This window comes from Bacillus sp. WC2507 (assembly GCF_052656125.1).
Genome location: NZ_JBQXPN010000001.1, coordinates 2,807,488 through 2,833,935 on the forward strand (window position 1 = coordinate 2,807,488; position 26,448 = coordinate 2,833,935).

Here is a 26,448-nt window from a genome sequence, read left to right on the forward strand (position 1 = left end):
ATAAATGGAAAATTATGTTAAAATAATTATAGACATTGTGAAAAAATATTCTTAAACTAATGGTCAGGTTGCTTTAAGAATGATTTTTCAAAGGAAATGATGAATATCATATTTTGAAGGGGTGATTGCAGTGGAGTAAGTGATTTTTTTAATCTTGGCTAAATACTTTGAAGGAAGGGATTTATAACTATGAATACAAAACTAATAATAGTAGAAGGATTACCTGGATTTGGAAAATCAACCACTGCAAAGCTAATAAATGAAATTCTAAGCCAAAATAAAAGTGAAGTTGAACTATTTTTAGAGGGGAATTTGAACCACCCAGCCGACTATGATGGTGTATCTTGTTTTAATAAATTTGAATTCGATAGATTATTATATAACAGTGGAGATTTTAAAGAAGTGCTTCTTAAAAGAGTTTTAAAAAAAGGAAGCAATTATTTATTACCATACAGAAAGATAAAAAATGAGTTTGGTGACCAATTTTCGGACGAATTATTTCACGATATTTCCAAAAACGATATATATGAATTACCATTCGATAAAAATGTTGAATTAATTGCTGACAAATGGAATGACTTTGCTGAAATTGCTCTAGAAGACAATAAGGTTTATATCTTTGAATGTTGTTTCATACAAAATCCATTAACTATTGGGATGATTAAATATGGTGAACAAAAAGAAAAAATAATAAATTATGTAATGAAAGTTGCAAAAATCATAGAGAATTTAAATCCAATGTTATTGTATGTAGAACAAGATAATCTTGAATTTTCATTTAGGAAGGCATTAAAAGAAAGAACTCCAGAATGGTCCACAGGAATTGTCGACTATTACACTAACCAAGGCTATGGGAAAGAACATAACCATTCAGGTGTAGAAGGAGCAATAAAAGTTCTTGAAGCTAGAAGGAATTTAGAGTTAGAAATATTCGACATGTTAAAAATGAAAAAAGAAAAAATCAATAATACAAAATATGAAATTGACTCATATAGGTCAATGTTAAAAGATAAGTTAACAATACAAATGGTGAAATAGCTTTTTACTTTTTTCTCTTGTTTTGATTCAATAGGTGTTTTTGCATTGTTATTACTACTACATGCAGTTAAGGAAGCAATTGATAAACATAATGCTACAATTATAAATATTTTCTTCAAAATAAATCATCCTTAAAGTGTGAATGTAACTTTAATATAATTAAAAACAAATGTTTTATTCAATTTTGAAAAGGGATGAATAGCAATCAACCGTTGCTATTCATCCCTTTTCTACTATATAATAGCTATAGTCTACAATAATTGAGTCGTAATATGCGATTTTTTAAGACAATCGGTGAGAAAACGCTGAAATAAGCGGTATTAGTAGGAGGACACAAATGATTACAGTAAGTAACGTTAGTTTGCGTTTCGCGGATCGCAAATTGTTTGAAGATGTTAACATAAAATTCACGCCAGGTAACTGCTACGGTTTAATCGGAGCAAACGGTGCGGGTAAATCAACATTTCTAAAGATTTTATCTGGAGAAATCGAACAATCAACAGGTGATATACATATTACGCCAGGTGAGCGTCTAGCAGTATTAAAACAGAATCACTTCGAATATGAAGAGTTCCCAGTATTAGAAACAGTAATTATGGGGCACACGCAACTTTACAAAGTAATGCAAGAGAAAAATGCCATTTACATGAAAGAAGACTTTAGTGATGAAGATGGTATGCGTGCTGCTGAACTTGAAGGTGAGTTCGCTGAGCTTAACGGTTGGGAAGCAGAATCAGAAGCTGCAATCCTTCTTAAAGGTTTAGGTATTGGTGAAGATGTTCATGATAAGAAATTGTCAGAATTAACTGGGGCAGAGAAAGTAAAAGTATTACTTGCTCAAGCATTATTTGGTAAACCTGACATTCTATTACTAGATGAGCCTACCAACCACTTGGACTTAAAAGCGATTCAATGGTTAGAAAACTTCTTAATGAACTTTGAAAATACAGTAATCGTTGTATCCCATGACCGTCACTTCTTAAATAAAGTTTGTACGCACATGGCTGATCTTGATTTCGGTAAAATTCAACTTTATGTTGGTAATTATGACTTCTGGTATGAGTCAAGCCAATTAGCTTTAAAATTAACACAAGATGCTAATAAGAAAAAAGAAGAGAAAGTAAAAGAGTTACAAAACTTCATTGCACGCTTTAGCTCAAACGCATCTAAAGCGAAACAAGCAACTTCTCGTAAAAAATTATTAGATAAAATTACATTAGATGATATTCGACCATCATCACGTCGTTACCCATTTGTTGGCTTTACACCTGAGCGTGAAATAGGAAATGACTTATTAACTGTTGAAGGTCTTTCTAAAACAATTGATGGTGAAAAAGTGTTAGATAATGTGTACTTCACTTTAAATAAAGGTGATAAAGTTGCATTTATCGGTCGTAACGATATTGCGATGACAACATTATTTAAAATCCTTATGGGTGAAATGGAGCCAGATAGCGGTTCATTCAAATGGGGCGTTACAACATCTCAATCTTACTTCCCAAGAGATAACTCTAAATACTTTGAGAACAGTGACTCCAACTTAGTTGATTGGTTACGCCAATTCTCTCCACAAGATGAGTCAGAAAGCTTCTTACGTGGTTTCTTAGGCCGTATGTTATTCTCAGGTGAAGAAGTTAAGAAGAAGGTTTCTGTATTATCTGGAGGCGAAAAAGTTCGTTGTATGCTATCTAAAATGATGTTAAGTGGTGCGAACGTAATCACACTTGACGATCCAACGAACCACTTAGACCTTGAGTCTATTACTGCATTAAACAACGGTTTAATCGCATTTAAAGGTACAATGTTATTCACATCTCATGACCATCAGTTCGTACAAACAATTGCAAACCGCATTATCGAAGTAACGCCAAACGGTGTAATCGATAAAGAGGCTACTTACGATGAGTTCTTAGAAAATGAAGAACTTCAAAAACAAGTAGAAGCAATGTACAAAGGTCAATAATAAATGATGAAAAACCTCGCTCTCGTTATGAGAGCGAGGTTTTTTTATAATCAGTGTTTTTATGAATTGTGAATAATCATACAAAAATAACTTTAGAGGTTGAAAGATATTTTGATGATGCATATAAAGAAATGGCTGCAGCATGAATAAACTTGAATTACATGAAAGGATGTAATATACACCGAAAAAAACTAATGCTTTCTATTGTGAATTTCATTATATTACATTAATGTTCCAGAACTGGAGACATATTTATTTGCGAAGCAGTGAATAAAGGTTTATAGTATGTGGAGTCATAATTAGTGGATGAAACTTGGGAGAAAACAGAAAATGTTACAAAATTATTTTTTAAAATAGAAACCAAGGTCAAAATATTTGAAAAGAAATAGTTGAATAAATAAAAGCTACAAATTATAATTACTAATATTCTTCATATAGTAAAATAAATAAAATCTATTTGAAGATGAAAATTGAATAGAGAGACAGACTTATATCAAAATAAGCCTTGGATGATCAAAAGAGGTGGAGAAATGAAACAATTCTTATTAAAGAGCAAAAGTGTACTAAGTAATCATTTTGGATTCTTTCTGTTTGCCGTTATTTTATTTTGGCTCAAAACATATGCAGCTTATGTAACGGAATTTAATTTAGGAATTTCAAATACAATCCAAAAATTCTTGCTGTTTTTCAACCCGCTTAGTTCAGCAGTTCTATTTTTAGGGCTTGCATTATTCGCAAAGGGGAAACGTGCTTACATTTGGTTAATTGTTATTAATTTGTTAATGTCTATACTTTTATACGCAAACGTAGTATATTATCGTTTTTTCAGCGACTTTATTACGTTCCCGACATTAACACAAACGAATAACTTTGGAGATTTAGGCGGTAGTATTTTTGCATTACTACACGGATATGATCCATTATACTTCTTAGACACAATCATTTTAATTGTTTTAGTTGCAACAAAATTTGTAAATCCTAAACCGATGCGTGTTGCGAAACATAAATTATCACTAGTATTTGTAGCAGGTATTTTATTATTCAGCATTAACTTAGGTCTTGCAGAATCTGATCGTCCTGAATTATTAACAAGAACATTCGACCGTAATTATATTGTGAAATATTTAGGGGCATACAACTATACGATTTATGATGGTATTCAAAGTGCGAAAGCATCAACAGAACGGGCGTTAGCTGACGGAGATAATATGACAGAGGTTAGAAATTATCTCGCATCAACATATGCAAGTCCAAACCCTGAGTACTTTGGTAAAGGAAAAGGAATGAACGTAATTTATATTCATTTAGAGTCATTCCAAAACTTTTTAATTGATTATAAATTAAATGGGCAAGAAGTTACACCGTTCTTAAACTCATTTACAAAAGATGCGAATACGTTATACTTTGATAACTTCTTCCATCAAACAGGACAAGGTAAAACATCTGATGCAGAGTTCATGCTAGAAAACTCAATGTTTGGATTACCGCAAGGATCTGTTTTTACAAATAAAGCTCATAACACGTATCAATCAGCACCAGCTATTTTAGGGCAACAAGGATACACATCAGCAGTGTTCCACGGAAACTATAAAACATTCTGGAACCGTGATGATATTTATAAATCATTTGGTTTTAATAAATTCTTTGATGCGTCATACTACGATATGAACGAAAAAGATGTAGTAAACTATGGATTAAAAGATAAACCGTTCTTTAATGAATCAATTCCGTTATTACAAACATTGAAACAACCGTTCTATACGAAGTTCATTACGCTATCGAACCATTTCCCTTATCCGATTGATAAAGAGGAAGCGACGATTGAACCAGCTAAAACAGGTGATTCATCAGTAGATACGTATTTCCAAACAGCACGCTATTTAGATGAGTCTGTAAAAGGATTCATGGATTATTTGAAACAATCTGGTTTATACGATAACTCAATTATCGTTATGTACGGTGACCATTACGGTATTTCTGATAATCATGGTGCAGCAATGTCTCAAGTAATGGGTAAAGAAATGAACTCATTTGAAAATGCACAACTGCAACGTGTACCATTAATCATTCGTGTCCCAGGAATGAAGGGCGGCGTACAACATCAATACGGCGGAGAAATTGATGTTCTTCCAACGTTATTGCACTTACTAGGTACAGATACGAAAAATTATGTCCAGTTTGGATCAGATTTATTATCACCAGAGCATAAACAAGTTGTTCCATTCCGTAACGGTAACTACGTAAGTCCAACAGTTACTGCACTGAACGGAAAATACTATGATACAGCGACTGGTAACCCTGTTGAATTAACAGACGAAATAAAACAAAATGAACAAATGGTTCAAAAATCACTGAAATACTCTGACCAAGTCGTAAACGGTGACTTATTACGATTCTATACACCGGAAGGGTTTACGCCGGTAGATCGTTCGAAGTACAACTATAACCATCGTGATAAAAATAAAACGAAGGTAAAGACGACTGAAGACGGGGAAACGAAATAAATAATAAAGAGCGCTACTCATAGGAGTAGCGCTTTTGTTTGTACATATAACGTTGTCATTATATAGAAACATCTTTCGTTTTTTGTTTCATCTTACCAAAGAATACTACACCGGCAATGATAATAATGATAAAGGCCCATTTTATGAAAGGGCTACTTTCGAAAAATCCAGCGAACCATTTTTCATCTACAATCATTTTCGCGGCAGTATAAGCTAAAACAGCTGCTCCAATTGTAATGATGATAGGGAATCGGTCCACCCATTTTAAAATTAATGTACTACCCCATACGACTACTGGAATGGACACTAATAGTCCAATGATGACTAAAGAAAAATTGCCATGCGCAGCTCCTGCAACAGCAAGAACATTATCAATACCCATTAACGCATCAGCAATAATAATGGTTTTAATAGCAGACCAAAATCCTTCTTCAGCTTTAATATCATGATTTTTGCCCTCAGCAATTAATTTGTAAGCAATCCATATGAGGAGTACACCACCAATTAGAAGTAATCCTGGTATTTTTAATAACCAAACGACAATTAAGGTAGCGAGGGCTCTAATAGCGATAGCCCCGACAGTTCCCCATATAATAACTTTCTTTTGTTGATCTTTCGGTAATCGCCTTGCTGCTAATCCAATTACAATGGCATTATCTCCAGCTAACACTAAATCAATTACAATGATGGCAAGCAAGGCAGACAAATATTCAGATGAAAGAAAATCCATATACATATCACTCCTTAAGAGTAATATGTGCTAAAGTGTTGATAATATAAAAATAGGAGTGAATTTGTATATTCAATCCTAAATTATTTTTTACTGTATTTAGATAAATATGTTTTAATTTCGTATTAGTCGCTTTTGCAATCTTTTTTGTTTATCGTTTCTCTTTCTTAATTTTCGATTCATCTTTTTAATACGGTTTTCTTTTCTATTGTCCCAGTTATCACTTCTGATTTTATTAATAGATTTATCTTCCTTAGCACGAAAACGTCTTACCTTTTTTACGAAGGAAAGGGGGATTTTGCCGATAACACCTTGTTTTTCTAATGAACTCTCTTTACCTTTATACCAATCAGGATGTGATAATAAATATTCGAAATCAAATATTAACCCATATTCTTTATCCATAAAGGTAAACCATTCATCCAATGTAGGTTTATTTGTTTGATGAAAATACATAGAACTATCAGCCGTGGCACAACACCAGTAACTAATATCACTCCAAAGTACCCATTCAGTCGGTACATCTAGTGTTAAGATTACCATTTTTGAATTTTTTTTACCCCAAGCTTTAGCATTTCGATTTGGATAATTATTTGTTTCCCAGACCCAAATAGGATAGTTACCTTCGTAGTGGGGTAATCTTTTTTTAGCTACACGTACCATCCAATCGTATGAATATATAAAATCGGGATCGATGTTTTCTTTACTTCCTTCTAAATAACCAAGTTTTTTATATTGTTTCCACGCTGCTTCAGTTTGAACTGTATATACGATCATATGACACCTACTTATTTAAACTAGACTATAGTATAACATGTGATGTTTCTAAGTTAAATTAATGTGATTTTACATTTTTATCGATAAAAGGGAAGTGGGAAGTTTGAAACGAATATACGAGGAGCCATTTCCAAAATGAAAAAAGACTCAATAACCTACTAGAGGAAATCAAGTCTTCTTCTTTACATACGATTATCGTGCCAGAAGTTTAATGGGAAATGTTCGTTCTCACTATAGGCTTCTAATTCATATCCTTTTTCTTTCAGCCCTTTAATAATTCCAGGTACTGCTTTAACTGATTGCGGATGAATGTCGTGCATAAGAATAACTTCTGCCGGTTTATTAGCACCATTTAGAACGTTTTCTACAATTTTAGCTGATGCAGCGTCAACAGGCATTTTGTTATATCTCCAGTCTAATGAGTCGATTGTCCAATCCCAAACTTTTAGCCCATTCTCAACAACTTTGTTACGAAGAGCTTCGTTTAATCCTGGCATTGAGCCGTAAGATGGACGAGTTAATACTGGTGATTTACCTAGAACACCAGCAATTAAGCCTTGATCTTCTTTCATTTCATCTACGTAATGACCTTCTGTGTAAAGTTTCTTGTAGTTATGAGTCATACTGTGCATCCCAACGTAGTGGCCTTCAGCATCTTCACGTTTTACAAGATCAGGGAATGCTTTTACGTTTGAACCAATTAGGAAAAATGTTGCTTTTGCATTTTCTCTCTTTAACATATCTAAAAGTTCAGCTGTGTATTTTCCAGGACCATCATCAAATGTTAAGTAAGCTACTTTTCTAACTTGCCCATTATATTGTTTTGGAGCTTCTTTTGGTGCAAGAGATGATTGAATTTCACTTACAAGTTGAACAGATTTTGCTTCATCCTCTGTACTTGCTAGAGCAGTATGTGCTGATCCTAAAGCCGCTTCGTATGTAAATAATACCCCAGCGCAAATTAACATAGCCCTTTTTACTAAAGTTGTCATTCGAATTCCATTGTGCATAATTTTCCTTCTCTCTATAAAAGTTCTACTCTACTATATTAGCAATTATAGGTATGGAAATGCAAAAAAACTTTTTTACAAGTGCAAGAAAGTTTGTCCAAATGTATGCAAGATTTCACTATTTTGCTAGTTGAAAAAAGAATGGACAGTGAAATAGGAAATTTATATATAATTTCACATACCGCATTTAAAAAATACATATAGGAAAACCAAAAAGTAATGTAGAATATATCGTACATACATATATAAAGTCAACATAAAAGATAAAGAGGTGGGTATATGTTACTAGAGGAAGTAATGCAGCAACTAGAGGAATATGGAACAGAACAAAATCGTAAAACGTATAAAAACCACGGAGCGAAAGAGCCATTATTCGGAGTTAGTTTTGCGAATTTAAAATTGTTAAAAAAGAAGATAAAAAAAGATCACGATTTAGCAGCTGAATTGTGGGAAACGAAAAATATGGACGCAATGACATTAGCAACTTATATTTTAGACCCGAAGAAAATAACAACAGAACAGCTTAATAGTTGGGTTCAGGATGTTGATTATTACTGTTTAATGGATGTTCTTATGACATCTATATGCACTTCGCCAATTGCAATAGAAAGAATGGAAGAGTGGACAAAGTCTAATGATGAATGGACTGGAAGAGCTGGCTGGTCTTTATTAGCAAATATAGCGATTAAAAATAAAACGTTACATGATGATTTCTTCGCTCCGTATCTTGAAGAGATTAAAAAAAATATACATAATGAAAAAAATAGAAAAAAAGAAGCGATGAATAGTGCTTTAATCGCCATAGGAATTCGTAATGAAGACTTAGAGCGAAAAGCGATTGAAATTGCACGTGAAATTGGAAAAGTACAGGTTGATCATGGGACAACGTCATGCAAAACACCAGACGCAGAACCGTATATAAAAAAAGCGCGAGAAAGAGCTGAAAAAAAGAAAGTGAAATAAGAAAAGGGGAACGGTTATGAAAGCAATTGAAGCGGCACAAAGCATAATTACATCACAATTTCCGAATTGTGATGTAGCTTTACTTGGAGGAAGCGTTGCAAGAGGAGAAGCGACAAAAACATCTGATCTGGACATTGTAATAGTTGATCAAAGTTTAACATCTTGTTATAGAGAATCTTTCTATAGTAATGGATGGCCTGTTGAGGTGTTTGTACATAATTTTGAAACGTATAAAACCTTTTTTAAAATGGATTGTGATCGCGGAAGGCCTTCGTTACCACAATTAGTTTCAGAGGGGATTGTATTAAAAGGTGAAAATGAAAGTGTTGAGAAATTAAAAAGAGAAGCAAATGATTTACTAAATAAAGGGCCAGCTAAATGGACTGAAGAAATGATGAAGCAGAAGCGGTATTTTATTACGGATACTTTGGATGATTTTATTGGTGCATCAAAAAGAGAAGAAGAATTATTTATCGCGAATCTATTAGCTGATTTATTACATGAATATGTATTAAGAGTAAATGGTAAATGGCTTGGAAATTCAAAATGGTTTATAAGAGCACTTAGAAGATATGATGAACAATACGCAGATGAATTTGTAGCAGCGTTCGATCATTTTTATAAAACGGGAGAGAAAAGAAAATTAATTGCTTTTGTAGAAAGAACGCTAGAACAGTATGGAGGAAGAATGTTCGAAGGATTTTCTATAGGGAAATAAAAAGGGGATAACACAATGAATGTACGATTCGTTCAATTAAGGGAACTGACACTAGATGATGTAGAAGATCGATATCAATGGTCATTAGATACAAAAGTAACAAAACATTTAGTGGTACCAGATCAATATCCACCGTTCACTCGTGAGGATACAAAAAAATGGATTGAAGCATGTATAAAACGAAAAAATGGTTATGAACAAAGAGCTATCACTGCAGAGAACGGCATACATATTGGATGGATAGATCTTAAAAACTTTGATAAGACAAATAAAAATGCAGAACTGGGAATCGCGATTGGTAATAAAGAATATTGGGGTAAAGGGTATGGAATAGCAGCCCTATATAGTATGTTATATCTAGCATTCTTTGAGTTTGAATTAGAAAAAGTTTGGCTACGTGTAGATGAGGATAACTTACAAGCTAGAAAGAGTTATGAAAAAGCAGGATTTGTATGCGAGGGGTTAATGAGAAATGATCGATTACGTAAAGGTCAGTTCATTCATCGTTATCGTTATAGTATGTTAAGAGAAGAATATCAATCTTTAATTAGTGGTTTATAAAAATATTATGTCAACTTAAAGGGGCTGGAGAAATATGATTCGATTACTTACGAAAGAAGATGCGAAAAAATATTGGGACTTACGTTTACAAGCATTACAAGTAAACCCAGAGGCTTTTGTAACAACTTATGAAGAGGCGATTCGCCAGGAGAATCCTATTAAGCGAGTGGAAAGTAATTTAACAGCTACTACTAGTTGTACATTCGGTGCTTTTAATGAGGATCATCAATTAGTTGGCGTTGTCACTTTACTAACAGAAGAGAGAGTGGCGTATAAACATAAAGGTCATATCGTTGCGATGTATGTAGATGCAAGTAATCGAAGAAGTGGTCTTGCACGTGAATTAATACGTAAGGCAATTGAAAGAGCAAGAGAAATGAACTTGGAACAATTGTCTTTAGGTGTTGTATCCACAAACGATCCAGCAAAAAGGTTGTATGAATCAATGGGCTTTAAAACGTATGGGATTGAAAAGAGAGCTATAAAGATGAATGGTGTGTATAGTGATGATGAACATATGGTTTTGTTCCTTTAAAAGAGGAAGTTTATTATGAAAGATCTCCATTTAGAAAAAAATATGAACCCGCAAGTAGCAATTCTATATGCGACAGTTGCTGATACATTTAATCGATTGCAAAAGTTAGTAGAAGGTATTGATGAGAAAGAACTGTCCTTTAAAGGATTAGAAAATAATGAAAATAGCATTGGACAACTACTTCAACATTTAGCAGTTGTTGATTTACATTGGGTGTACCGTGTAAAAGGAGAAGCAGTTCCACTGGAACATGAAAATATATATGGACCTATGTTAAATGAAGCAGGAGAGCTGCCAAGTTTAAGAAAACAGACGTTGCAACAATTAATGCAAGATTATGAAGCTGTGCAACATATGTTTTATGAGGCATGTATGAAACTAACAGAAAATGATTTAACACGAGAAGTTTTTTACGAAAAGGGAGAAAACGCGACTATAAGGTGGGGGATATGGCATATAGCCGATCATAATCGGTACCATCAAGCTCATATTAGTCAGTTAAGAAAACTATTTAGAGCTAGAATACATGCGAGATAAAGATTTCGAATTTTAATTATATTTAATTTGTTGTATAGTATAAGAAGAAACTAAACAAGGGGTTTTATAATGAAAGCTATTGCAATAGGGATATTGGCATCATTTTTCTTTGCCTTTACCTTCGTTTTAAACCGCGCGATGGACTTAGAAGGCGGAAGCTGGATTTGGAGTGCATCATTACGGTACTACTTTATGGTTCCAATGCTATTACTTATTGTCATGTATAGAGGAAACTTAAAGCAACTCTTTCAATATATGAAAAATAATCCGAAAGAATGGTTAGTGTGGAGTATCGTTGGATTTGGTCTCTTTTATGCACCACTTAGTTTTGCAGGAGCTTTTGGACCTGGTTGGCTCGTTGCATCAACATGGCAAATTACGATCGTCGCAGGGATTTTGTTAACACCATTTTTTGCTGTAGACCCATTACATAAAAAACTTCCAATGAAGGAATTAGTTATGTCGGGTATTATTTTATTTGGTGTTGTACTCATGCAAGTAGAACATGCTTCTTCATTAGGAATTCGTGAAACCCTTTTATGTGTAGTTCCTGTACTTATTGCAGCGTTTGCGTATCCTCTTGGAAATCGAAAAATGATGCAAGTTTGTAAAGGGGAATTAGATGTATTCCAGCGAGTTCTCGGAATGACATTAGCAAGTTTACCATTTTGGTTTTTATTATCTGGTTATGAAGTATCAACTGGTGGATTACCGTCAAGTAGCCAAGTTTTCCAATGTTTTATTGTAGCAGTTAGTTCTGGTTTAATCGCAACGGTATTATTTTTCTTTGCGACAGATCTTGTAAAAGATGATCCACAAAAACTAGCAACAGTAGAAGCAACTCAGTCAGGTGAAGTTTTATTTGCACTAGTAGGAGAACTCATCTTGCTATCTGCGCCAATTCCGTCATCTTTATCTTGGATTGGCATGAGCCTCGTTATTATCGGGATGATCCTACATAGTTATGTAGCGGTCGTTGTGAAGAAAGAAGAAAAAATAACTGCGTGATGAGATTAGCTCTTTATATAAAGAGCTAATCTTTTTTCATAGAAAGGAATGAAGATATGAATTTGCAACACGTTGAACAAATTGAGAAAGATCCCATTTTAAATGTACTACAGTATACAGTTGGTCCAAGTGAAACTAGCTTAAAGAAAGCAGTTTTATTTTATGAAAGGAATAAAGGGACTTTGCATAGATATGAAGAAAAAGCTTGCATAGGTATTGAAATAATCGGAGCAAATAAAGCTAGAATATGCCACATAGCAGTCCTTCCGCAATATCGTCATAAAGGAATTGCGTTGCAAATGATAAAGGACGTATTAAGAATGCATCAATTGACTTATCTCGAGGCAGAGACAGACGATGAGGCAGTAGAATTTTATAAGAAAATTGGTTTTCAGGTTAAAAGTTTAGGAGAAAAATATCCGGGGATTGAAAGGTTTCATTGTTACTTGGAAAAATAGTATGAATATATGCAAATGTACATATAGTGTTTAGTTTGAAAAAAGTAATATTTACATTATATAATAAAGTTATCTGGAAAAATATAGATAATAGAAATTGGGTGTATAACATATGAGAATGGATAAAAGTAAATTTATAAAAATCGCTACTTCAATAGGGATGTCATCTTTTTTATTAACGGGCTGTGGTGATTATGAAGAAGAAACTGCACAGAAAGAAAGTACTGCTGTTAAAACAGATGGTGCAAAGCAAGGGAATGAACAAGAAACTTTAAATTGTGGTGATAAAACTCCAACAATGGAAAATGTAGAAAAAGATGAGTTGTGTAAGGAAATTAATCCTTCATTTTCATCGTATCATGAAAACTCACATTTACCGATACTTCCATTCGTAGCAGGATATTTATTAGCAAGCAGAACCTCAAATATGAATTATACAGCAAAACCAAATGTAATGAAGAAACCGTATGCAAATAATGTTATTTCATATCGTGAAAAAGAAGAACGTAAAACTGGTGGCAGCGGTGGTGGAGGGTATTACGGCGGAACTAACAGTAACAATAATAATTCTTCCAATAAAGTGGATTTAAATAAACAACAGCCAAACCCATCAAACAAAGTGACGCCAGATACAAATACGCCGAAATCATCTACGACACAAACGCCGAAAGTGAATTCTGGTTCAAGTGGAATTGGAAACGCAAAAGCGCCAGCGGGATCCTAAAATGAAAGGATAATGGAGTAATGTATACAGAACAAGAGCAGAAAGAGTATATGAAAGTATGGTTTTCACTTGCAGAAGAGGCTGGTAGGAATGGATTTACTTGGCCAAGTCTATTAGAAAATGAAGAATGGAATCAATATATGGCAACTGGTATGTATCGTATGCCGATAAAAACTTATACGGCTATTTCAAAAGCGACAGAAGAAATTATGTATGTGTTATATAGAACATATCAATATATTGTCAATACGACAGAGGATTTTCAAAAACTAGGATTTCCAGCTGAAACGTGGGAAATTGCGAGAATGAAACATACTGGTTTGTTTTCATATTTTACAAGGTTTGATTTTATCGTAAATGGTGAAGATATTAAATTAATAGAAGTAAATTGTGATACACCAACAGGTTATTTAGAACCATCTGTCGCAAATGAAGTGTTATGTCGTTATCATGATGTAAATCACCCAAACCATATAGAAGAGCATATTGTGCAGGCATGGGAACAAATTAAACATGACTATAATATAGATCCTGAAGAGACGATATATTTTGCTAGTTATGATTGGCACGATGAAGACCATCAAACAGTGCAGTTTTTAAGAAGATATTGCTTAGATCAATCAACGGATTATATAGGTATACAAGATATTGTCGTTGCAGATGATGGTATATATACGCCAAATGGTGAACGAATCCATTATTTATATAGACTATATCCAATTGAATATTTAGTTTCAGATGCTGATAAAAATGGAAAAAGAATTGGACTCCAGTTTTTAGATCATATAGCGCAAGGAAGAGTGAAAATCATTAATCCACCGGCTGCTTTTCTAATGCAAAATAAAAGTATACTCGCATTAATTTGGCAACTTTACGAAGAGGAAGTTTTCTTTGAGGAAGAAGAACGAGGAATCATTCAGAATTACTTCTTGCCGACATATTTTACAAATAAACCATTTATAGAAAAAAATGAATCATATGTTTCTAAACCTTTATACGGCCGTGAAGGCGGAGGGGTATCTATATTGGCAAATGATGAACTATTAGCTGAAGATAAAACAGAATATTACTTTGAACAACGGAAAATATATCAGCAATATATAGAAATGCCTGACTATACAATTGACACATGGGATGGTCCATATACTGGTAAACTATTAATTGGTTCACACTGCATTAGCGGGAGAGCAGCAGGGTTATTTTTACGTGTAGGTGAGAAAATAACAGGAAACTTATCGATGTTTACGGGGGTTACAATTGAAGGGTAAATAAAACAAAGAGCTTATCATTTTTGATGGGCTCTTTGTTTATATATAGTATTTTGATTGTTTTGATGTAACGTCTTCATTTTTCTTCTTTTGTTATATAAAATCAATCTATTACCATTTTCTATATAGATAAAAATGATTAAGTTAAAAATTAAGAAAAATATGATAATATATGTATGTAGTAGTTTAAAATAAAATGGGGGAACAATCGTGAAAATGAATGACATAGTGGCAAGTACACAATTGCCAAATACAATCAAAACAATTACAAATGATTTAAGAAAATTAGGGTTAGAAAAAGGAATGACGGTTATTGTGCATTCTTCGCTAAGTTCAATTGGCTGGATATCTGGTGGGGCGGTTGCGGTAGTTGAAGCATTAATGAAAGTTGTTACAAAAGAAGGAACGATCATTATGCCAACGCAATCTTCAGATTTATCCGATCCAAAACATTGGTCAAGACCGCCTGTCCCTGAAGACTGGTGGCCGATTATCCGTGATAATGTCCCAGCTTACGATCCACGAATTACACCAACAAGAGGCATGGGGGAAATAGTTGAATGTTTTCGTACATATCCGAATGTAGTTCGCAGCAATCATCCATTAGGGAGTTTTGCTGCATGGGGAAAACATGCAGAAGAAATAACGATGAATCAATCACTATCAATGAGTTTAGGAGAGGAATCTCCATTAAGAAAAATATATGATTTAGACGGGTACATATTATTAATTGGTGTTGGATATGACTCCAATACGTCTGTACATTTATCTGAAGTACGTTCTGGTGCATGCGAGTTAATAAAAGTAGGAGCACCTATTATAGAAAATGGGGAAAGAGTATGGAAAGAGTTTGTTGATATGGATTATGATTCTGAAAGGTTTGTAGAAATCGGTGTAGAGTTTGAGCAAAAGGGTACTGTAACAATGGGGAAAATAGGAAACGCAAAGTGTCGTCTTATGAAACAACGAGATATCGTTGACTTTGGAACAGAATGGTTTCGTAAGAAAAATTAGTAAGGGATGGTTACAATGAAGGGGAAAAAGGTATTAATTACAAGTGGTGGTTGTTTAGAAAAATGGGACCAAGTTCGTGGTCATACGAATATGGCAAAAGGAACAATTGGAAGAATAATTGCTGAAGAGCTTATTAATAAAGGGGCACATGTTATATATTTACACGGTTATTTTGCCGAGAAACCAAACGATATAAATAATCAATTAGAATTACACCCATTTGAAGGAATTGTTGATTTAAAAGATAAAATGAAAAGTATCATTACGCATGAAAAGGTTGATGCAGTCATTATGGCAGCGGCTGGATCAGATTGGATTGTGGACAAGATTTGTGATCAAGACGGGCATGTTCTTGATATGAATGGAAAAATCTCAAGTGATATAGCGCCAATTATTCATTTTCAAAAGGCACCGAAAGTATTAAAACAAATAAAAAAGTGGGATCCAGAAACAGTACTTGTAGGCTTTAAGCTTGAAAGCGATGTAAATGAAGAAGAACTGTTTGAAAGAGCAAAAAATAGAATGGAAGAAGCAAAGGCGAGTGTAATGATTGCGAATTCACCACATTCTTTATATTCGCGCGGAGCGGTACACTACGTAATTGGACAAGACGGAAAAGGGAAGCAGTGTAATGGGAAAGATGAAACAGCGAAAGAAATTGTCAAAAGGTTAGAAGTACTATGTAATCACATTACTGCTTTTTAATTTTAAGTATTTGGATAAGTGTAAATCCGCATAGTATATATAGGTAAACAAAACGTTAATTTATTGGAATTTTACTTTTACACAAACGTTAACCATTAAAGATGGATACATAGAATAATCGGTGAGGAGTGAATTCTATGGAACATTTATTAAAACAAGCTATTAAACTCCGGAACGAAAAGAAATATGCGCAGTCTAAAGAGATACTCATTGGATTAACAAACTTTACAAGGGATGCAGAAGTACTTTATCAATGCGCCTGGATACATGATGTGATGGGGCTTGAAACGGAAGCTATGCCTTATTATGAACAGGCAATTGCGAACGGTCTTGAAGGGGAGTCACTTTGCGGAGCTTATATTGGCTTAGGCAGTACATATCGTTGTATAGGTGAGTATGACAAAGCAATTATAGTTTTAGAAACAGGTTTACAGCAGTTTCCAGATAATGATGTGATGAAAGTGTTTTTGTCATTAGCAAAATATAATGTAAACGATCATGAATCCGCGATGAAATTATTACTTGAAACAGTCGTAAAAGTAGAAGAAGTTAAAGAATTTGAACGTGCTATTTCATTTTATAAAGACCATTTAAACGAGGTTTTTAAATAGAGGAGTGAACGTATGAGTGTCACACTTTCGCGAAGGCGAAAAGGTATCTGGATTGGACTCGTATCTTTAATCTTGTTATCAAACTATCTATTGTATGCTCTTCCGATTGTACCAGCTGCTCCGAAAGAAGTAGTTCTCGGTTCTTTGTTAGATTGTATGTTTGTAATTCCAATCATTACGTATTTCTTTATTATTCGAAAAAGGTACTCGTTAACGTATATATTTCCTGTTGTAATAGCCGGATATATATTTGCAAGGTTTATTATTCCTAAAGACTATTTACAAGCTTTTTCATACGTTTCTTATATTGTAATAGCGGGAGAGATTGCTTTTGTATGTTTAGAGTTATTCCTTCTATATAAAATTGTTAAAATGCTTCCTAACATAATAAAAAGATATAAAGAATATAAAAGTGAGTATTCTTCATTTTCTTATGCAATTGATGCAGCATTTGACGCTACTATGAAAAGAAGTAAGTTAGTAGCTGTCATTTTAACAGAGTGTAAGGTAATCTATTATGCATTTTTTTCGTGGCGTGTAAAAGTACCAGAAGGTGAATCTATGTACTCATATCACAAAAAGACTGGTGCAATAGGTGTATATATCATGATTATCCATGCAACCTTAATAGAAAGTATCGGTTTTCATTATTTACTTCATCAATGGAATCCAGTTGTAGCACGGGTGTTACTTATTTTAAACGTATATGCAATGTTTTATTTTTTAGCTGAAATACAAGCAATGCGTAAAAATCCAATTATTGTTATGGAAGAAAAAGTGATTATTCAAATTGGATTAGGAAAGAAAATTGTTATACCATTTACACAAATTGATAAAATTAAGTTTTATAAAGGAGAACCTTTAAAGAAAGAAAAAGAGGTTCTTGACGCAACTGTGCTGGAATTTATAAAGGAACCACCAACATTTGAAATAACACTAAAAGAGCCAGTGAAAGCGCAATTGTTATATGGATTTTCTAAAACAGTAAGTCGTGTTCACTTAAATGTTGATGAGGAGCGGAAATTTTATGATGTGGTAACGGAGAAATTGAACCATGAATAATGCTACTAATTTTCATCGCGCGTTTGGTGTGTACGGCATTTGTATCGAAAACAATAACATATTAGTAATCGATAAAATTAAAGGTCCATATAGAAGTCGGTATGATCTGCCTGGTGGTAGTTTAGAAGATGGGGAAGCGGGCATTTACAGGCAGTTTCACCTATGTTTTGCTTCATTTTGTTTACTATCTGTTAATACGTGATAAACAAACTCGCGAGTATTTCACTTGCGGGTTTTCATCGTAAACTATTAGAAAATATGGTAAAATTAAATAGTAACTTAAGGTACGGTTGGTTGTTCAATTATCACTTCTCCGAATAGGAGGGGGGTGATAATAGGTGAGTGAAATAGCGTTGCTACTGCAGGGTGGACTGTTTCTCGTTGCATTGTTAACGTTCGTCGTCGTTTTAATAGACAAGCTCAAAAAATAACAACCCACCTATGCCAATAGAATGTGGGTTGTTTTGTTTGTAAGAAACAAATAGGATAAATGAACAATCCAATCTGTTAAGTTACGTGGACTAGTGTGTAGCCGCACACTGGTCTTTTTTATTTATATACAATTAATAATCGGTTTATGTGATTGTATTGTTCTTTTCATACTTATTATAACACAGTGTCTTTTCATCAAGAAAGGAGACCGTATGTTCTGATTTCGATTAAATAGAAGGTTTTTTTTCTCTAAATAGCCCATCCATATACTGTTTTAAAGTTTGGACATAAAATTCCTGCCTATTCACATCATTTACGCCGACAATTGGAGATGAAAGTTCATATCTCTTTTCTGATAAATGAACGACAACGTCAAATATATCAAAGAGACGAATGAAACAGAACAGACCATCTTTATCACTTAATAAAATAAAGTAATGGTTCTCGCTATTTGTATTTAATGTATTCCATAAAGAACTTTTACTTAAATCACGAACTATACTTTTTTCTTTTAATTCCATAAAATCGGCATTTGATAGAATGTTAGAAATATCAATCGCATCTGGATCTTCAAAATAGCCATCAACAGCTTGTACAGCGAAAGTATAAGCCATTTTTAATACACTCATTTTGTATTTACGGTTATCTAAAAGTAATTCACGTTGAATAGAGCTAGCTACTTTCGTTACACGTTCTTCCTTCCAAATTTCATTATGTAGTGAAATATCGTGCTTTTTACAAAGTTTCATAATTAATGCATTGGAATAAAGTATTTCATCACTTACTTCAACAACATCTGTCTCAGCAGCTGCAAGTTCCTCACCATGTTCATTCGTATAGAGCGGGGAATCAATTTGTTTTTTCATTTGCTCAATCTTATATTGACTTAATTTATGCCGAATTAAGGGACGGTCAATAGTTGTTGTCATTTGTTCATGACAAGTATCACAAATTGAATTTGTGAAATAATATCCACATAATATTTCTGGAATGACATATTGTTCACTAAGTTCTTTTGTATCTTTCCTGCAAATGATGCATTGTGTCATATTTATCACCTTTACCTGCAAATTTGTATGTATTCTCATTGTAGTTTATTTATTGGTATTTTGGAATATTGTAAAGGAAAATATTATGTGAAATTCTTGCTTATTTTGGTACAATGAAGAGAAGTGCTAGTTTAAAGGAGGACGTTTTTTTGAAATCGAAAGTGCACTTTTGGACATTAGAAGTGCTAATGGTTGTAGGAATCATATTTATTTGCACAAAAATATCGTTTCTATTTCAGCCGATTGGTATCTTCATATCAACGTTGTTTTTCCCCATCTTAATTGCTTTATTTTTATACTTTATTTTTAATCCTCTGTTAGTCTTTTTGGAGAATAAAAAAGTACCTAGAAATTTAGCGATTTTACTGTTATATCTTTTTATCATATCATTAACTGCGGTTGGTATTGGAGTAGTTGTTCCAACGATCTCACAACAGCTAATGGATTTAGTGAAAAATATGCCGGGTTATATTAAAGAGGGAAAAGTATACATACAAGATTTATCCCATCACAGACTATTTGAATGGTTATCTACACAAAATTATGTTTCCATTGAAACAATTGAAAAAAATGCGATTGAATACTTAAAGGATATACCAAACACAATTACGTCGAGTGCAACGGCTTTATTTGGTATTATTACGAACGTTGCATTAGTTATATTTACAGTGCCGTTCATTTTATTTTATATGTTTAAAGATGGACATGCCTTTCCAGGTAAAGCAGTAAGCCTATTACCAGAGTCTTACCGTGAAGAGGGGCTTCGCATTATTAAGGAAACGAATGAAACATTATCTGCATATATTCAAGGGCAAGCGCTCGTTTGTATATTTGTAGGTGCGTTTACTTTTATCGGTTATTTAATTATCGATTTACCGTACGCTTTCGTTTTAGGAATTATAGCAGCATTTACAAATATCATTCCAAACTTAGGTCCATTTATCGGTGCAGCACCAGCTGTTATTGTAGGTCTGTTCGTATCTCCGATGCAAGCGTTGTACGTAATTATTATCGTAACAATTGTACAACAGTTTGAAAGTAACATCATTTCACCGCGTATTATGAGTTCAAAATTAAATATCCACCCGCTAACAATTATTATTTTAATTTTAGGGGTAGGGAACTTTGCGGGAATTATCGGAATGATTTTAGCAGTGCCAGTTTATGCAGTAACAAAAACAGTTGTATCGAATTTAGTGAGATTGTTTAAGACGAAACGAAGTAATCGAAAATAGTATAAGTTGAGAAAGATACACCGCTTTTTTAAGTGGTGTATCTTTGTTTGTTAAAGGATATTAAAAAGTGTTTTAATGTAATTTTATTATATGTTTTTTATATATCAAATTTAGCAGTAAACTTGTGTGATATAAGCTCTATAAAACTATGTGGAATCCCTCTGAACTATCCAAATCATTTCCTTACAACGTACTATCAACATCATAATCGACTCCTTTCAATTTTTATATGTTTAAAGAATTATAGGTGAGAGTAGTATTCGCTTCTACGATCTCGAATTTCGTCCATAATCTTTTTGTATTGTTGTTCTTGTTGTAATTCAGCTTCAGAAAGGCTTTTTTTCTGGACTGTAATTGTTAAAAAGAAAAGGTGAAATTTCATGATACATTCCTCCTTTCGAAAGGAACTATAAATGGCTACAGTAGTGACTTTGACGTTCTTTTACATCTTCCATAGCTTTATTAATTTGATGGTCATGCAATATCTCGCTGTCTGAGAACTTAGTTTTTTGAATGGTAATCGTTAAAAAGAATACTTTAAATTTCATTAGATAATACCCCTTTATAAGTTAATTAGAAAAGACGGCTGTAATAAGAAGCTTGACGCTCTTTTACATCATCCATAATGTTTTGAACGTGTTGTTCATGTAAAATCTCATTCTGTGAAAGCTTACGTTTTTGAATGGTAATTGTTAAAAAGAATGCTTTAAATTTCATTAGATAATACCCCTTTATAAATGATTTAGAAAAGACGTGTGTAATAAGAAGCTTGACGCTCTTTTACATCATCCATAATGTTTTGAACGTGTTGTTCATGTAAAATCTCATTCTGTGAAAGCTTACGTTTTTGAATGGTAATTGTTAAAAAGAATGCTTTAAATTTCATTAGATAATACCCCTTTATAAATGATTTAGAAAAGACGTGTGTAATAAGAGGCTTGATGCTCTTTTACTTCGTTCATAATAGTTTGAATGTGTTGCTCACGCAAAATCTCATTCTGTGAAAGCTCACGTTTTTGAATGGTGATGGTTAAAAAGAATGCTTTAAATTTCATTAAGATATTGCTCCTTAAAAATATATTTTTAATACATTTGCGTATAGTAAGAACTTTTAATGTCAGTCATTTTATCAGTCAGTTGTTTTAATTGTTGTTTACGAAAGATTTCATCTTCAGATAAAGTGTTTTTCTGAAGTACAGTCGTAAAAAAGAAAATATGAAAAGTCATAAATGAATTCCTCCTTTCGAAAAGGAATTACAGGTGATCACAATAAAGCGCTTGGCGCTCCTTAACATCATTCATAGCTTTTTCAATTTGCTCATTATGAAGAATTTCACCTTTAGAAATTGTATTTCTTTGAATCGTAATACTTAAAAACAATACGCTAATAGTCATCGAATGTTGCTCCTTTCTTTGAAAAATAATGTAAGTGACTAAAAAATTGCACAAAAAAGCCACAGGAAGATATAGTTCTCCTATGGCCAGGCGTGAAAAAGCCACAGGAAAGTATACGACCTCCTGTGGCGAATTTATGAATTAATAGAAATAATGTACGATTTTCAATTCTCCATTAGGGTGGTCGAATTCATATTTAATTGTCCAGAAAACACAGATGCAGTTAATGCTAAAGTTAAAGCATGTAATTGTAATTTCATCATTTCCTTCGACCTCCTTTTAGAATTTTTTTCTTACGTTAGTAAGTATATACAATTAATGGATAATTGTAAACATGAAAATTGAAAATTTTTAATTTTGATTAAAATGCGTATATTTTAAAGGGTTTTGAGAAGAAGTATTGTAATTAACGAAATGTTGATAAGAATGGGGGCTGCTAAATGAAATATATGCATCGTAATGTGGTTGTTATGCTAACAATTTTTTTATTTGTTACTGCTTGTTCTAGCGGAGAAAGAATAAAAGAAATATCAGATATGGAACCAAGTGATTTTAAAAAATATGCGGGGACATACGTTGGTAATAACTCAGATGTAGTTGCAATTGTTAATCATTTACCCGGTGGTGAAACATTTCAAAGTATAAGTTTAGAGAATGAAAGTATAAAGGTGTACTATGGTGCAAAAGAGAATGGACCACTTACAGAAGACATGGTTGAGACGTATTGGTTTGATGGTAAGGATACGATGAAGAAGAATTTTCTCTTTAACGTTATTTATTTTGCGATTTTAGTACCAAATGCAAAAGGTTACGAGTTTCAATTAGAAAATAAAAACTTCACGATAAAAAGAGAAGAAATACTATCAGTCCTGTATGAAAAATTTGATGATTTTCCAAAAGAAGATAATTTATGGGATAAAAACAAAGTAGTAAAGTTCCTTAATGATAATAACAAAAAAATTAATAGGTTTGTGAATGATAAAGATTTCCGAAAATCTTTATTTGTTAAATATCCAATAAAGTAGTCGAAATAATTGGAGGGACAAAGATGGAGTTAGTATACAAAATTTCTTATCATAGAATGCAGGATCATTATTTACCTAAGTTAATACAGGCAATTAGCCTCGTTAGTGAAGAAGATTTGTGGAAGCAAGGGAACTCTGTTAATTCAATTGGTGGAATCGTATTGCATATTTGTGAACATATACAGAGAAATACTATTCGTTATAAAAATCCAAATATAGTTTTTGAAAAGGGAATCGAGGAGTATTTTCCAGTAAAACGACAACATACTGAAGTTTTGATAAAAACTTTTGAAGAAATATTTGATGAGTGGGGAAAAGCATTTATACAAGCTTTTGCAGAAAAAGGGCATATTGATCTACATAGTTTATTACATTTAGTGGAGCACACAAGTTATCATTTAGGGCAAATAGTAGATCGTACAAAGTCAATAAAAGGACAACAATTTAACTTTTGTCAAAATGGTATAAATGAAAAGAATTTGAGAACAAGAGTTGAAAATTTGAAATTTTAGAAAAGAGAGTCATTCTTAAACGAATGACTTTCTTTTTTTATAAAAGAAATTTATGGAAATAAATATTTTAATGTGATATGGTTAATTACATAAGTAATGAACCTATGAACCTAAGGTGGTGAAATTGTGAAACCTACTCTAGAGCAAAATAAATTAATATACTTACAAATTGCAGAAACAATCGAATCTGATATTTTAAAAGACATATTGCTTGAAGAAGAACAAGTTCCATCAACAAATCAATTTGCGAAGATGTTACAAATAAATCCAGCTACTGCAGCTAAAGGGGTAAATGTATTAGTGGATGAAGGGATTTTATATAAAAAGAGAGGGATCGGGATGTTTGTTGCAAAGGGAGCGAAAGAAGTTGTACTAAAAAAAAGACAAAACACTTTTATGACCGAATATTTACCTAAAGTGTGGGAAGAAGCGAAAGTGCTAGAAATATCAAAAGATGAATTGATGGATATGATTCAAAAAATTACGAAGGAGGGGAAAGAGGGATGATTGCACTTGAAACGTTAGAGTTAACGAAAAAATATAAAAAGAAAATAGCTGTAAATGAAGTAACGATTTCATTGGAAGAGCATAAAATATATGGTTTGCTTGGAAGGAACGGAGCAGGGAAAACGACTTTATTAAACTTACTAGCAGGACAAATTATTTCGAGTAGTGGAAGCGTATCTGTATTTGGTGAAAATGTATTTGAAAATAGTAAAGCGATGCAAAATATTTGTTTTGTTAGAGTAAAAGAAGAGGCTCATTTAAGTTATAAAGTAAAAGAATTTTTTAAGATGTGTAGCATGTTTTATAAAAATTGGGATGGAGCTTATGCTGAAGAACTGGCAGATAAATTTCAGCTGAATATGACAGAGAAATACCATAAACTATCCCATGGTATGCAAACAGTCGTAGGAATTATTCAAGGATTAGCAAGTAGAGCACCAATTACTATTTTTGATGAACCAACTACAGGTTTAGACGCAGCACACCGTGAATTATTTTATAGTCTACTACTAGAAGATTACGGTGAGTATCCACGAACAATTATATTGTCAACACATTTAGTAGAAGAAGTAACTCATGTTATTGAAGATGTAATTATCATAAAAGAAGGAAGATTGGTTGTTCAATCATTGGTGGAAGATTTATTACAACAAGTTCAGATTATTTCAGGGCAAAAAGATAAAGTGGACGAGTTCTCAATCAATAAAAAAGTATTAAATCGAGAAGTTTATGGAAATAAGGGTATTGCTGTTATATGGGAAAAATTGTCTAATGAAGATTATGACTCTATTGAAGAATTAGGATTAGTAGTTGATGGAATAACATTACAAAAATTATTTATTCACATAACTGGTGGTGAAGTAAAATGACGATATTAATGAAGCAGTTAAAGTTACATATAAATTTTCATTATAAAGCACTATTAATATTTTGGATTGTAGCTTTATTAATAAAAGGAGCTTTAAATGTTGCTCATATAAATGCAGTGGAAATTGGTTATTTACCCGAAATTATCAATAATCCTTCAATAGCTATTATGATATTTATAGTAGGAAGTGTTTTCATCATACAAGACGAGCTGTTTCGTTTAGCGGTTTCATTCGGTGTAACGAGAACACAATATTTTATCGGAGCAATTTGTTATATTGTACTTCAATCTGCATTATTTTCATTTCTTCAAGTTATGCTTTTACAAGATTTAAAATATAACGTAGTAAATGTTAACTTTTGGGAGCAATTGGTACAACAATTTATTTTACAATTTTTATTTTATGTTACGACAGCATGTTTCTTTCAACTAGTAGTCGTGTTTAAGCAAAGATTTAAGTGGATCGGTCTTATGATTGGTGGGACACTTTTCTTATCAATGAATAGTGTACTTTATGGAGAAGCGGGGATAAAAGGTTTAATTTTTACAAACGATGCATCTTTAATCGACATTCCTTATTTTACTGTTATTTCAATCGGATTAACTATTCTTTATATCATAACTAGTAGTATATTTATTCGTAAAGTATCATTTGAACGAACGGTTTAAAATAGTACTAGATTGTTATTTTAGAGAGAAGGAAAAGTAAATGGGAGATACTTCTTCATTAATAACAGTCTTTTTATGTATTGCACTACTAATATTTTGGCGTCGTTATCGCTCCATGCATAAGCCAATAAAGGGATCGGGAAAACGTATTTTATGGCCATTACTATTTTTAACACCAGGTATTGTATGGTTTTTAGGTCCCGTACATCCAGCTATATTACAAGTAGTTATAGCGGTATTCATTGGTGTACTTTTCGCTGTGCCGCTTATAGTATTAACAAATTATGAGCGGAGAGATGATGGGAATATTTATACGAAAAAAAGTGCAGCTTTTTTAATTACTTTTATTGCACTTGTCGTTTTGAGATATGGTTCAAGACAATATATTGTTGACTTAGATCAGCAAACGATTGGTTTATTATTTTATGTTGTTGCAGTATCGTATATTATTCCGTGGAGAATTGCTTGTTATATAAAGTTTAGGAAAGTTTGGCGGGAAAATAGTAATCATGCTATATGAAAACTTCTCATTTGAGAAGTTTTTTATTTTTACATGTAAGCAAAACTATT

Annotated in this window: 36 protein-coding genes; 25 read left to right on the plus strand and 11 right to left on the minus strand. The window is 32.9% G+C overall.

All coding sequences use genetic code 11. The features are described from left to right. The first annotated feature begins 189 nt into the window (after positions 1-189). The 3 genes from ACUN28_RS14955 (at position 190) to ACUN28_RS14965 (ending at position 5,505) form a co-directional block, all read left to right on the plus strand. The gene (locus ACUN28_RS14955) at positions 190-1,038 is read left to right on the plus strand and encodes a hypothetical protein (RefSeq protein ID WP_016087428.1); all 849 of its coding nucleotides are present in this window, start codon (positions 190-192) and stop codon (positions 1,036-1,038) included. Positions 1,039-1,375: 337 nt separating this feature from the next. Continuing rightward, positions 1,376-3,001, plus strand: coding sequence for an ABC-F family ATP-binding cassette domain-containing protein (locus tag ACUN28_RS14960; RefSeq protein ID WP_000633870.1), 1,626 nt, complete (start codon positions 1,376-1,378; stop codon positions 2,999-3,001). A gap of 530 nt (positions 3,002-3,531) precedes the next feature. Next, positions 3,532-5,505, plus strand: a complete 1,974-nt coding sequence (locus ACUN28_RS14965) for an LTA synthase family protein (RefSeq protein WP_016087429.1) — start codon at positions 3,532-3,534, stop codon at positions 5,503-5,505. A 58-nt stretch (positions 5,506-5,563) separates the two neighbouring features. Here the strand turns inward: ACUN28_RS14965 and ACUN28_RS14970 are convergent, their stop codons facing one another. The 3 genes from ACUN28_RS14970 to ACUN28_RS14980 form a co-directional block, all read right to left on the minus strand. Beyond that, positions 5,564-6,235: a TerC family protein gene (locus ACUN28_RS14970; protein WP_016087430.1), complete on the minus strand. Its 672-nt coding sequence runs from the start codon at positions 6,233-6,235 to the stop codon at positions 5,564-5,566. Between the two features lie 114 nt (positions 6,236-6,349). Continuing rightward, on the minus strand, positions 6,350-7,012 hold the full coding sequence (locus ACUN28_RS14975) for a DUF3841 domain-containing protein (protein ID WP_016136719.1): 663 nt from the start codon (positions 7,010-7,012) through the stop codon (positions 6,350-6,352). Positions 7,013-7,194: 182 nt separating this feature from the next. After that, the gene (locus tag ACUN28_RS14980; protein ID WP_016087433.1) at positions 7,195-8,022 is read right to left on the minus strand and encodes a peptidoglycan-N-acetylglucosamine deacetylase; all 828 of its coding nucleotides are present in this window, start codon (positions 8,020-8,022) and stop codon (positions 7,195-7,197) included. A 279-nt stretch (positions 8,023-8,301) separates the two neighbouring features. On the opposite strand from ACUN28_RS14980, the gene ACUN28_RS14985 reads away from it, so the two are divergent. The 15 genes from ACUN28_RS14985 to ACUN28_RS15055 all read left to right on the plus strand — a co-directional run bounded on the left by ACUN28_RS14985 (position 8,302) and on the right by ACUN28_RS15055 (position 18,617). Further along, a complete protein-coding gene (locus ACUN28_RS14985; protein WP_016087434.1) occupies positions 8,302-8,985 on the plus strand; it encodes a DNA alkylation repair protein in 684 nt (227 codons plus the stop codon). A 16-nt stretch (positions 8,986-9,001) separates the two neighbouring features. Continuing rightward, entirely contained in the window at positions 9,002-9,703 is a 702-nt protein-coding gene (locus ACUN28_RS14990) for a nucleotidyltransferase domain-containing protein (protein WP_016087435.1), read from the plus strand. 15 nt (positions 9,704-9,718) lie between these two features. Next, positions 9,719-10,264 carry a GNAT family N-acetyltransferase gene (locus tag ACUN28_RS14995; protein ID WP_016087436.1) on the plus strand — a complete coding sequence of 182 codons (546 nt, stop codon included), beginning with the start codon at positions 9,719-9,721 and terminating at the stop codon, positions 10,262-10,264. Positions 10,265-10,298: 34 nt separating this feature from the next. Next, the gene (locus ACUN28_RS15000) at positions 10,299-10,799 is read left to right on the plus strand and encodes a GNAT family N-acetyltransferase (protein ID WP_016087437.1); all 501 of its coding nucleotides are present in this window, start codon (positions 10,299-10,301) and stop codon (positions 10,797-10,799) included. 15 nt (positions 10,800-10,814) lie between these two features. Continuing rightward, positions 10,815-11,336, plus strand: coding sequence for a DinB family protein (locus ACUN28_RS15005; protein WP_016087438.1), 522 nt, complete (start codon positions 10,815-10,817; stop codon positions 11,334-11,336). 69 nt (positions 11,337-11,405) lie between these two features. Continuing rightward, the gene (locus ACUN28_RS15010) at positions 11,406-12,344 is read left to right on the plus strand and encodes a DMT family transporter (protein ID WP_016087439.1); all 939 of its coding nucleotides are present in this window, start codon (positions 11,406-11,408) and stop codon (positions 12,342-12,344) included. A gap of 56 nt (positions 12,345-12,400) precedes the next feature. Further along, complete coding sequence (locus ACUN28_RS15015; protein WP_016087440.1) at positions 12,401-12,802, plus strand: GNAT family N-acetyltransferase; 402 nt, start codon at positions 12,401-12,403, stop codon at positions 12,800-12,802. Between the two features lie 112 nt (positions 12,803-12,914). Continuing rightward, on the plus strand, positions 12,915-13,526 hold the full coding sequence (locus ACUN28_RS15020) for a hypothetical protein (RefSeq protein WP_016087441.1): 612 nt from the start codon (positions 12,915-12,917) through the stop codon (positions 13,524-13,526). A gap of 20 nt (positions 13,527-13,546) precedes the next feature. Beyond that, a complete protein-coding gene (locus ACUN28_RS15025; RefSeq protein WP_016087442.1) occupies positions 13,547-14,794 on the plus strand; it encodes a glutathionylspermidine synthase family protein in 1,248 nt (415 codons plus the stop codon). Between the two features lie 216 nt (positions 14,795-15,010). Continuing rightward, positions 15,011-15,808 carry an aminoglycoside N(3)-acetyltransferase gene (locus ACUN28_RS15030; RefSeq protein WP_141533964.1) on the plus strand — a complete coding sequence of 266 codons (798 nt, stop codon included), beginning with the start codon at positions 15,011-15,013 and terminating at the stop codon, positions 15,806-15,808. 15 nt (positions 15,809-15,823) lie between these two features. After that, positions 15,824-16,513: a phosphopantothenoylcysteine decarboxylase domain-containing protein gene (locus ACUN28_RS15035; protein WP_016087444.1), complete on the plus strand. Its 690-nt coding sequence runs from the start codon at positions 15,824-15,826 to the stop codon at positions 16,511-16,513. 137 nt (positions 16,514-16,650) lie between these two features. Then, positions 16,651-17,124 carry a tetratricopeptide repeat protein gene (locus tag ACUN28_RS15040; protein WP_016087445.1) on the plus strand — a complete coding sequence of 158 codons (474 nt, stop codon included), beginning with the start codon at positions 16,651-16,653 and terminating at the stop codon, positions 17,122-17,124. A 12-nt stretch (positions 17,125-17,136) separates the two neighbouring features. Further along, complete coding sequence (locus ACUN28_RS15045; RefSeq protein ID WP_016087446.1) at positions 17,137-18,186, plus strand: hypothetical protein; 1,050 nt, start codon at positions 17,137-17,139, stop codon at positions 18,184-18,186. Then, on the plus strand, positions 18,179-18,388 hold the full coding sequence (locus ACUN28_RS15050) for a hypothetical protein (protein ID WP_016087447.1): 210 nt from the start codon (positions 18,179-18,181) through the stop codon (positions 18,386-18,388). The genes ACUN28_RS15045 and ACUN28_RS15050 overlap by 8 nt, the downstream gene beginning before the upstream one ends. Before the next feature lie 136 nt (positions 18,389-18,524). Then, entirely contained in the window at positions 18,525-18,617 is a 93-nt protein-coding gene (locus ACUN28_RS15055; protein WP_001289320.1) for a putative holin-like toxin, read from the plus strand. A 228-nt stretch (positions 18,618-18,845) separates the two neighbouring features. On the opposite strand, the gene ACUN28_RS15060 is transcribed toward ACUN28_RS15055, so the two are convergent. Continuing rightward, positions 18,846-19,667 (minus strand): HNH endonuclease, encoded by an 822-nt coding sequence (locus ACUN28_RS15060; protein ID WP_016087448.1) that lies wholly within the window; start codon positions 19,665-19,667, stop codon positions 18,846-18,848. Between the two features lie 149 nt (positions 19,668-19,816). Here ACUN28_RS15060 and ACUN28_RS15065 point away from each other — a divergent pair, with 149 nt between their 5' ends. Next, the gene (locus ACUN28_RS15065) at positions 19,817-20,902 is read left to right on the plus strand and encodes an AI-2E family transporter (RefSeq protein WP_016087449.1); all 1,086 of its coding nucleotides are present in this window, start codon (positions 19,817-19,819) and stop codon (positions 20,900-20,902) included. A gap of 241 nt (positions 20,903-21,143) precedes the next feature. Here ACUN28_RS15065 and ACUN28_RS15070 read toward each other — a convergent pair whose 3' ends face one another. From ACUN28_RS15070 to ACUN28_RS15100, 7 genes are read right to left on the minus strand one after another with little or no spacing between them, the layout of a single operon-like run. Next, positions 21,144-21,284, minus strand: coding sequence for a YrzI family small protein (locus tag ACUN28_RS15070; RefSeq protein WP_000668506.1), 141 nt, complete (start codon positions 21,282-21,284; stop codon positions 21,144-21,146). A gap of 25 nt (positions 21,285-21,309) precedes the next feature. Then, positions 21,310-21,450, minus strand: coding sequence for a YrzI family small protein (locus ACUN28_RS15075; RefSeq protein ID WP_000669812.1), 141 nt, complete (start codon positions 21,448-21,450; stop codon positions 21,310-21,312). A 25-nt stretch (positions 21,451-21,475) separates the two neighbouring features. Continuing rightward, the gene (locus ACUN28_RS15080) at positions 21,476-21,619 is read right to left on the minus strand and encodes a YrzI family small protein (protein ID WP_000668971.1); all 144 of its coding nucleotides are present in this window, start codon (positions 21,617-21,619) and stop codon (positions 21,476-21,478) included. A gap of 25 nt (positions 21,620-21,644) precedes the next feature. Further along, complete coding sequence (locus ACUN28_RS15085; protein WP_064460344.1) at positions 21,645-21,788, minus strand: YrzI family small protein; 144 nt, start codon at positions 21,786-21,788, stop codon at positions 21,645-21,647. Between the two features lie 25 nt (positions 21,789-21,813). Beyond that, the gene (locus tag ACUN28_RS15090) at positions 21,814-21,957 is read right to left on the minus strand and encodes a YrzI family small protein (protein ID WP_016087450.1); all 144 of its coding nucleotides are present in this window, start codon (positions 21,955-21,957) and stop codon (positions 21,814-21,816) included. Between the two features lie 28 nt (positions 21,958-21,985). Further along, entirely contained in the window at positions 21,986-22,129 is a 144-nt protein-coding gene (locus ACUN28_RS15095) for a YrzI family small protein (RefSeq protein ID WP_000142720.1), read from the minus strand. 27 nt (positions 22,130-22,156) lie between these two features. After that, positions 22,157-22,297 carry a YrzI family small protein gene (locus tag ACUN28_RS15100; protein WP_000156197.1) on the minus strand — a complete coding sequence of 47 codons (141 nt, stop codon included), beginning with the start codon at positions 22,295-22,297 and terminating at the stop codon, positions 22,157-22,159. A gap of 440 nt (positions 22,298-22,737) precedes the next feature. Between ACUN28_RS15100 and ACUN28_RS15105 the strand changes: the two genes are divergently transcribed. The 6 genes from ACUN28_RS15105 (at position 22,738) to ACUN28_RS15130 (ending at position 26,398) form a co-directional block, all read left to right on the plus strand. Next, a complete protein-coding gene (locus ACUN28_RS15105) occupies positions 22,738-23,322 on the plus strand; it encodes a DUF4825 domain-containing protein (protein WP_016087451.1) in 585 nt (194 codons plus the stop codon). Between the two features lie 23 nt (positions 23,323-23,345). Beyond that, positions 23,346-23,834, plus strand: coding sequence for a DinB family protein (locus tag ACUN28_RS15110; protein WP_016087452.1), 489 nt, complete (start codon positions 23,346-23,348; stop codon positions 23,832-23,834). A 126-nt stretch (positions 23,835-23,960) separates the two neighbouring features. Beyond that, the gene (locus ACUN28_RS15115; RefSeq protein WP_000805194.1) at positions 23,961-24,341 is read left to right on the plus strand and encodes a GntR family transcriptional regulator; all 381 of its coding nucleotides are present in this window, start codon (positions 23,961-23,963) and stop codon (positions 24,339-24,341) included. Further along, the gene (locus ACUN28_RS15120) at positions 24,338-25,210 is read left to right on the plus strand and encodes an ATP-binding cassette domain-containing protein (protein ID WP_016087453.1); all 873 of its coding nucleotides are present in this window, start codon (positions 24,338-24,340) and stop codon (positions 25,208-25,210) included. Before ACUN28_RS15115 ends, ACUN28_RS15120 begins: the two co-directional genes overlap by 4 nt. Continuing rightward, positions 25,207-25,878 (plus strand): DUF4052 family protein, encoded by a 672-nt coding sequence (locus ACUN28_RS15125; RefSeq protein ID WP_000153896.1) that lies wholly within the window; start codon positions 25,207-25,209, stop codon positions 25,876-25,878. Before ACUN28_RS15120 ends, ACUN28_RS15125 begins: the two co-directional genes overlap by 4 nt. Before the next feature lie 40 nt (positions 25,879-25,918). Further along, entirely contained in the window at positions 25,919-26,398 is a 480-nt protein-coding gene (locus ACUN28_RS15130) for a CcdC family protein (protein ID WP_016087454.1), read from the plus strand. The last annotated feature ends 50 nt before the right edge of the window (positions 26,399-26,448 follow it).

Bases quoted from the DNA above. Each gene is read 5' to 3' on its own strand.
- ACUN28_RS14955 (WP_016087428.1), top strand. From the start codon at position 190: ATGAATACAAAACTAATAATAGTAGAAGGATTACCTGGATTTGGAAAA.
- ACUN28_RS14960 (WP_000633870.1), top strand. From the start codon at position 1,376: ATGATTACAGTAAGTAACGTTAGTTTGCGTTTCGCGGATCGCAAATTG.
- ACUN28_RS14965 (WP_016087429.1), top strand. From the start codon at position 3,532: ATGAAACAATTCTTATTAAAGAGCAAAAGTGTACTAAGTAATCATTTT.
- ACUN28_RS14970 (WP_016087430.1), bottom strand. From the start codon at position 6,235: ATGGATTTTCTTTCATCTGAATATTTGTCTGCCTTGCTTGCCATCATT.
- ACUN28_RS14975 (WP_016136719.1), bottom strand. From the start codon at position 7,012: ATGATCGTATATACAGTTCAAACTGAAGCAGCGTGGAAACAATATAAA.
- ACUN28_RS14980 (WP_016087433.1), bottom strand. From the start codon at position 8,022: ATGCACAATGGAATTCGAATGACAACTTTAGTAAAAAGGGCTATGTTA.
- ACUN28_RS14985 (WP_016087434.1), top strand. From the start codon at position 8,302: ATGTTACTAGAGGAAGTAATGCAGCAACTAGAGGAATATGGAACAGAA.
- ACUN28_RS14990 (WP_016087435.1), top strand. From the start codon at position 9,002: ATGAAAGCAATTGAAGCGGCACAAAGCATAATTACATCACAATTTCCG.
- ACUN28_RS14995 (WP_016087436.1), top strand. From the start codon at position 9,719: ATGAATGTACGATTCGTTCAATTAAGGGAACTGACACTAGATGATGTA.
- ACUN28_RS15000 (WP_016087437.1), top strand. From the start codon at position 10,299: ATGATTCGATTACTTACGAAAGAAGATGCGAAAAAATATTGGGACTTA.
- ACUN28_RS15005 (WP_016087438.1), top strand. From the start codon at position 10,815: ATGAAAGATCTCCATTTAGAAAAAAATATGAACCCGCAAGTAGCAATT.
- ACUN28_RS15010 (WP_016087439.1), top strand. From the start codon at position 11,406: ATGAAAGCTATTGCAATAGGGATATTGGCATCATTTTTCTTTGCCTTT.
- ACUN28_RS15015 (WP_016087440.1), top strand. From the start codon at position 12,401: ATGAATTTGCAACACGTTGAACAAATTGAGAAAGATCCCATTTTAAAT.
- ACUN28_RS15020 (WP_016087441.1), top strand. From the start codon at position 12,915: ATGAGAATGGATAAAAGTAAATTTATAAAAATCGCTACTTCAATAGGG.
- ACUN28_RS15025 (WP_016087442.1), top strand. From the start codon at position 13,547: ATGTATACAGAACAAGAGCAGAAAGAGTATATGAAAGTATGGTTTTCA.
- ACUN28_RS15030 (WP_141533964.1), top strand. From the start codon at position 15,011: ATGAATGACATAGTGGCAAGTACACAATTGCCAAATACAATCAAAACA.
- ACUN28_RS15035 (WP_016087444.1), top strand. From the start codon at position 15,824: ATGAAGGGGAAAAAGGTATTAATTACAAGTGGTGGTTGTTTAGAAAAA.
- ACUN28_RS15040 (WP_016087445.1), top strand. From the start codon at position 16,651: ATGGAACATTTATTAAAACAAGCTATTAAACTCCGGAACGAAAAGAAA.
- ACUN28_RS15045 (WP_016087446.1), top strand. From the start codon at position 17,137: ATGAGTGTCACACTTTCGCGAAGGCGAAAAGGTATCTGGATTGGACTC.
- ACUN28_RS15050 (WP_016087447.1), top strand. From the start codon at position 18,179: ATGAATAATGCTACTAATTTTCATCGCGCGTTTGGTGTGTACGGCATT.
- ACUN28_RS15060 (WP_016087448.1), bottom strand. From the start codon at position 19,667: ATGACACAATGCATCATTTGCAGGAAAGATACAAAAGAACTTAGTGAA.
- ACUN28_RS15070 (WP_000668506.1), bottom strand. From the start codon at position 21,284: ATGAAATTTCACCTTTTCTTTTTAACAATTACAGTCCAGAAAAAAAGC.
- ACUN28_RS15075 (WP_000669812.1), bottom strand. From the start codon at position 21,450: ATGAAATTTAAAGTATTCTTTTTAACGATTACCATTCAAAAAACTAAG.
- ACUN28_RS15080 (WP_000668971.1), bottom strand. From the start codon at position 21,619: ATGAAATTTAAAGCATTCTTTTTAACAATTACCATTCAAAAACGTAAG.
- ACUN28_RS15085 (WP_064460344.1), bottom strand. From the start codon at position 21,788: ATGAAATTTAAAGCATTCTTTTTAACAATTACCATTCAAAAACGTAAG.
- ACUN28_RS15090 (WP_016087450.1), bottom strand. From the start codon at position 21,957: ATGAAATTTAAAGCATTCTTTTTAACCATCACCATTCAAAAACGTGAG.
- ACUN28_RS15095 (WP_000142720.1), bottom strand. From the start codon at position 22,129: ATGACTTTTCATATTTTCTTTTTTACGACTGTACTTCAGAAAAACACT.
- ACUN28_RS15100 (WP_000156197.1), bottom strand. From the start codon at position 22,297: ATGACTATTAGCGTATTGTTTTTAAGTATTACGATTCAAAGAAATACA.
- ACUN28_RS15105 (WP_016087451.1), top strand. From the start codon at position 22,738: ATGAAATATATGCATCGTAATGTGGTTGTTATGCTAACAATTTTTTTA.
- ACUN28_RS15110 (WP_016087452.1), top strand. From the start codon at position 23,346: ATGGAGTTAGTATACAAAATTTCTTATCATAGAATGCAGGATCATTAT.
- ACUN28_RS15120 (WP_016087453.1), top strand. From the start codon at position 24,338: ATGATTGCACTTGAAACGTTAGAGTTAACGAAAAAATATAAAAAGAAA.
- ACUN28_RS15125 (WP_000153896.1), top strand. From the start codon at position 25,207: ATGACGATATTAATGAAGCAGTTAAAGTTACATATAAATTTTCATTAT.
- ACUN28_RS15130 (WP_016087454.1), top strand. From the start codon at position 25,919: ATGGGAGATACTTCTTCATTAATAACAGTCTTTTTATGTATTGCACTA.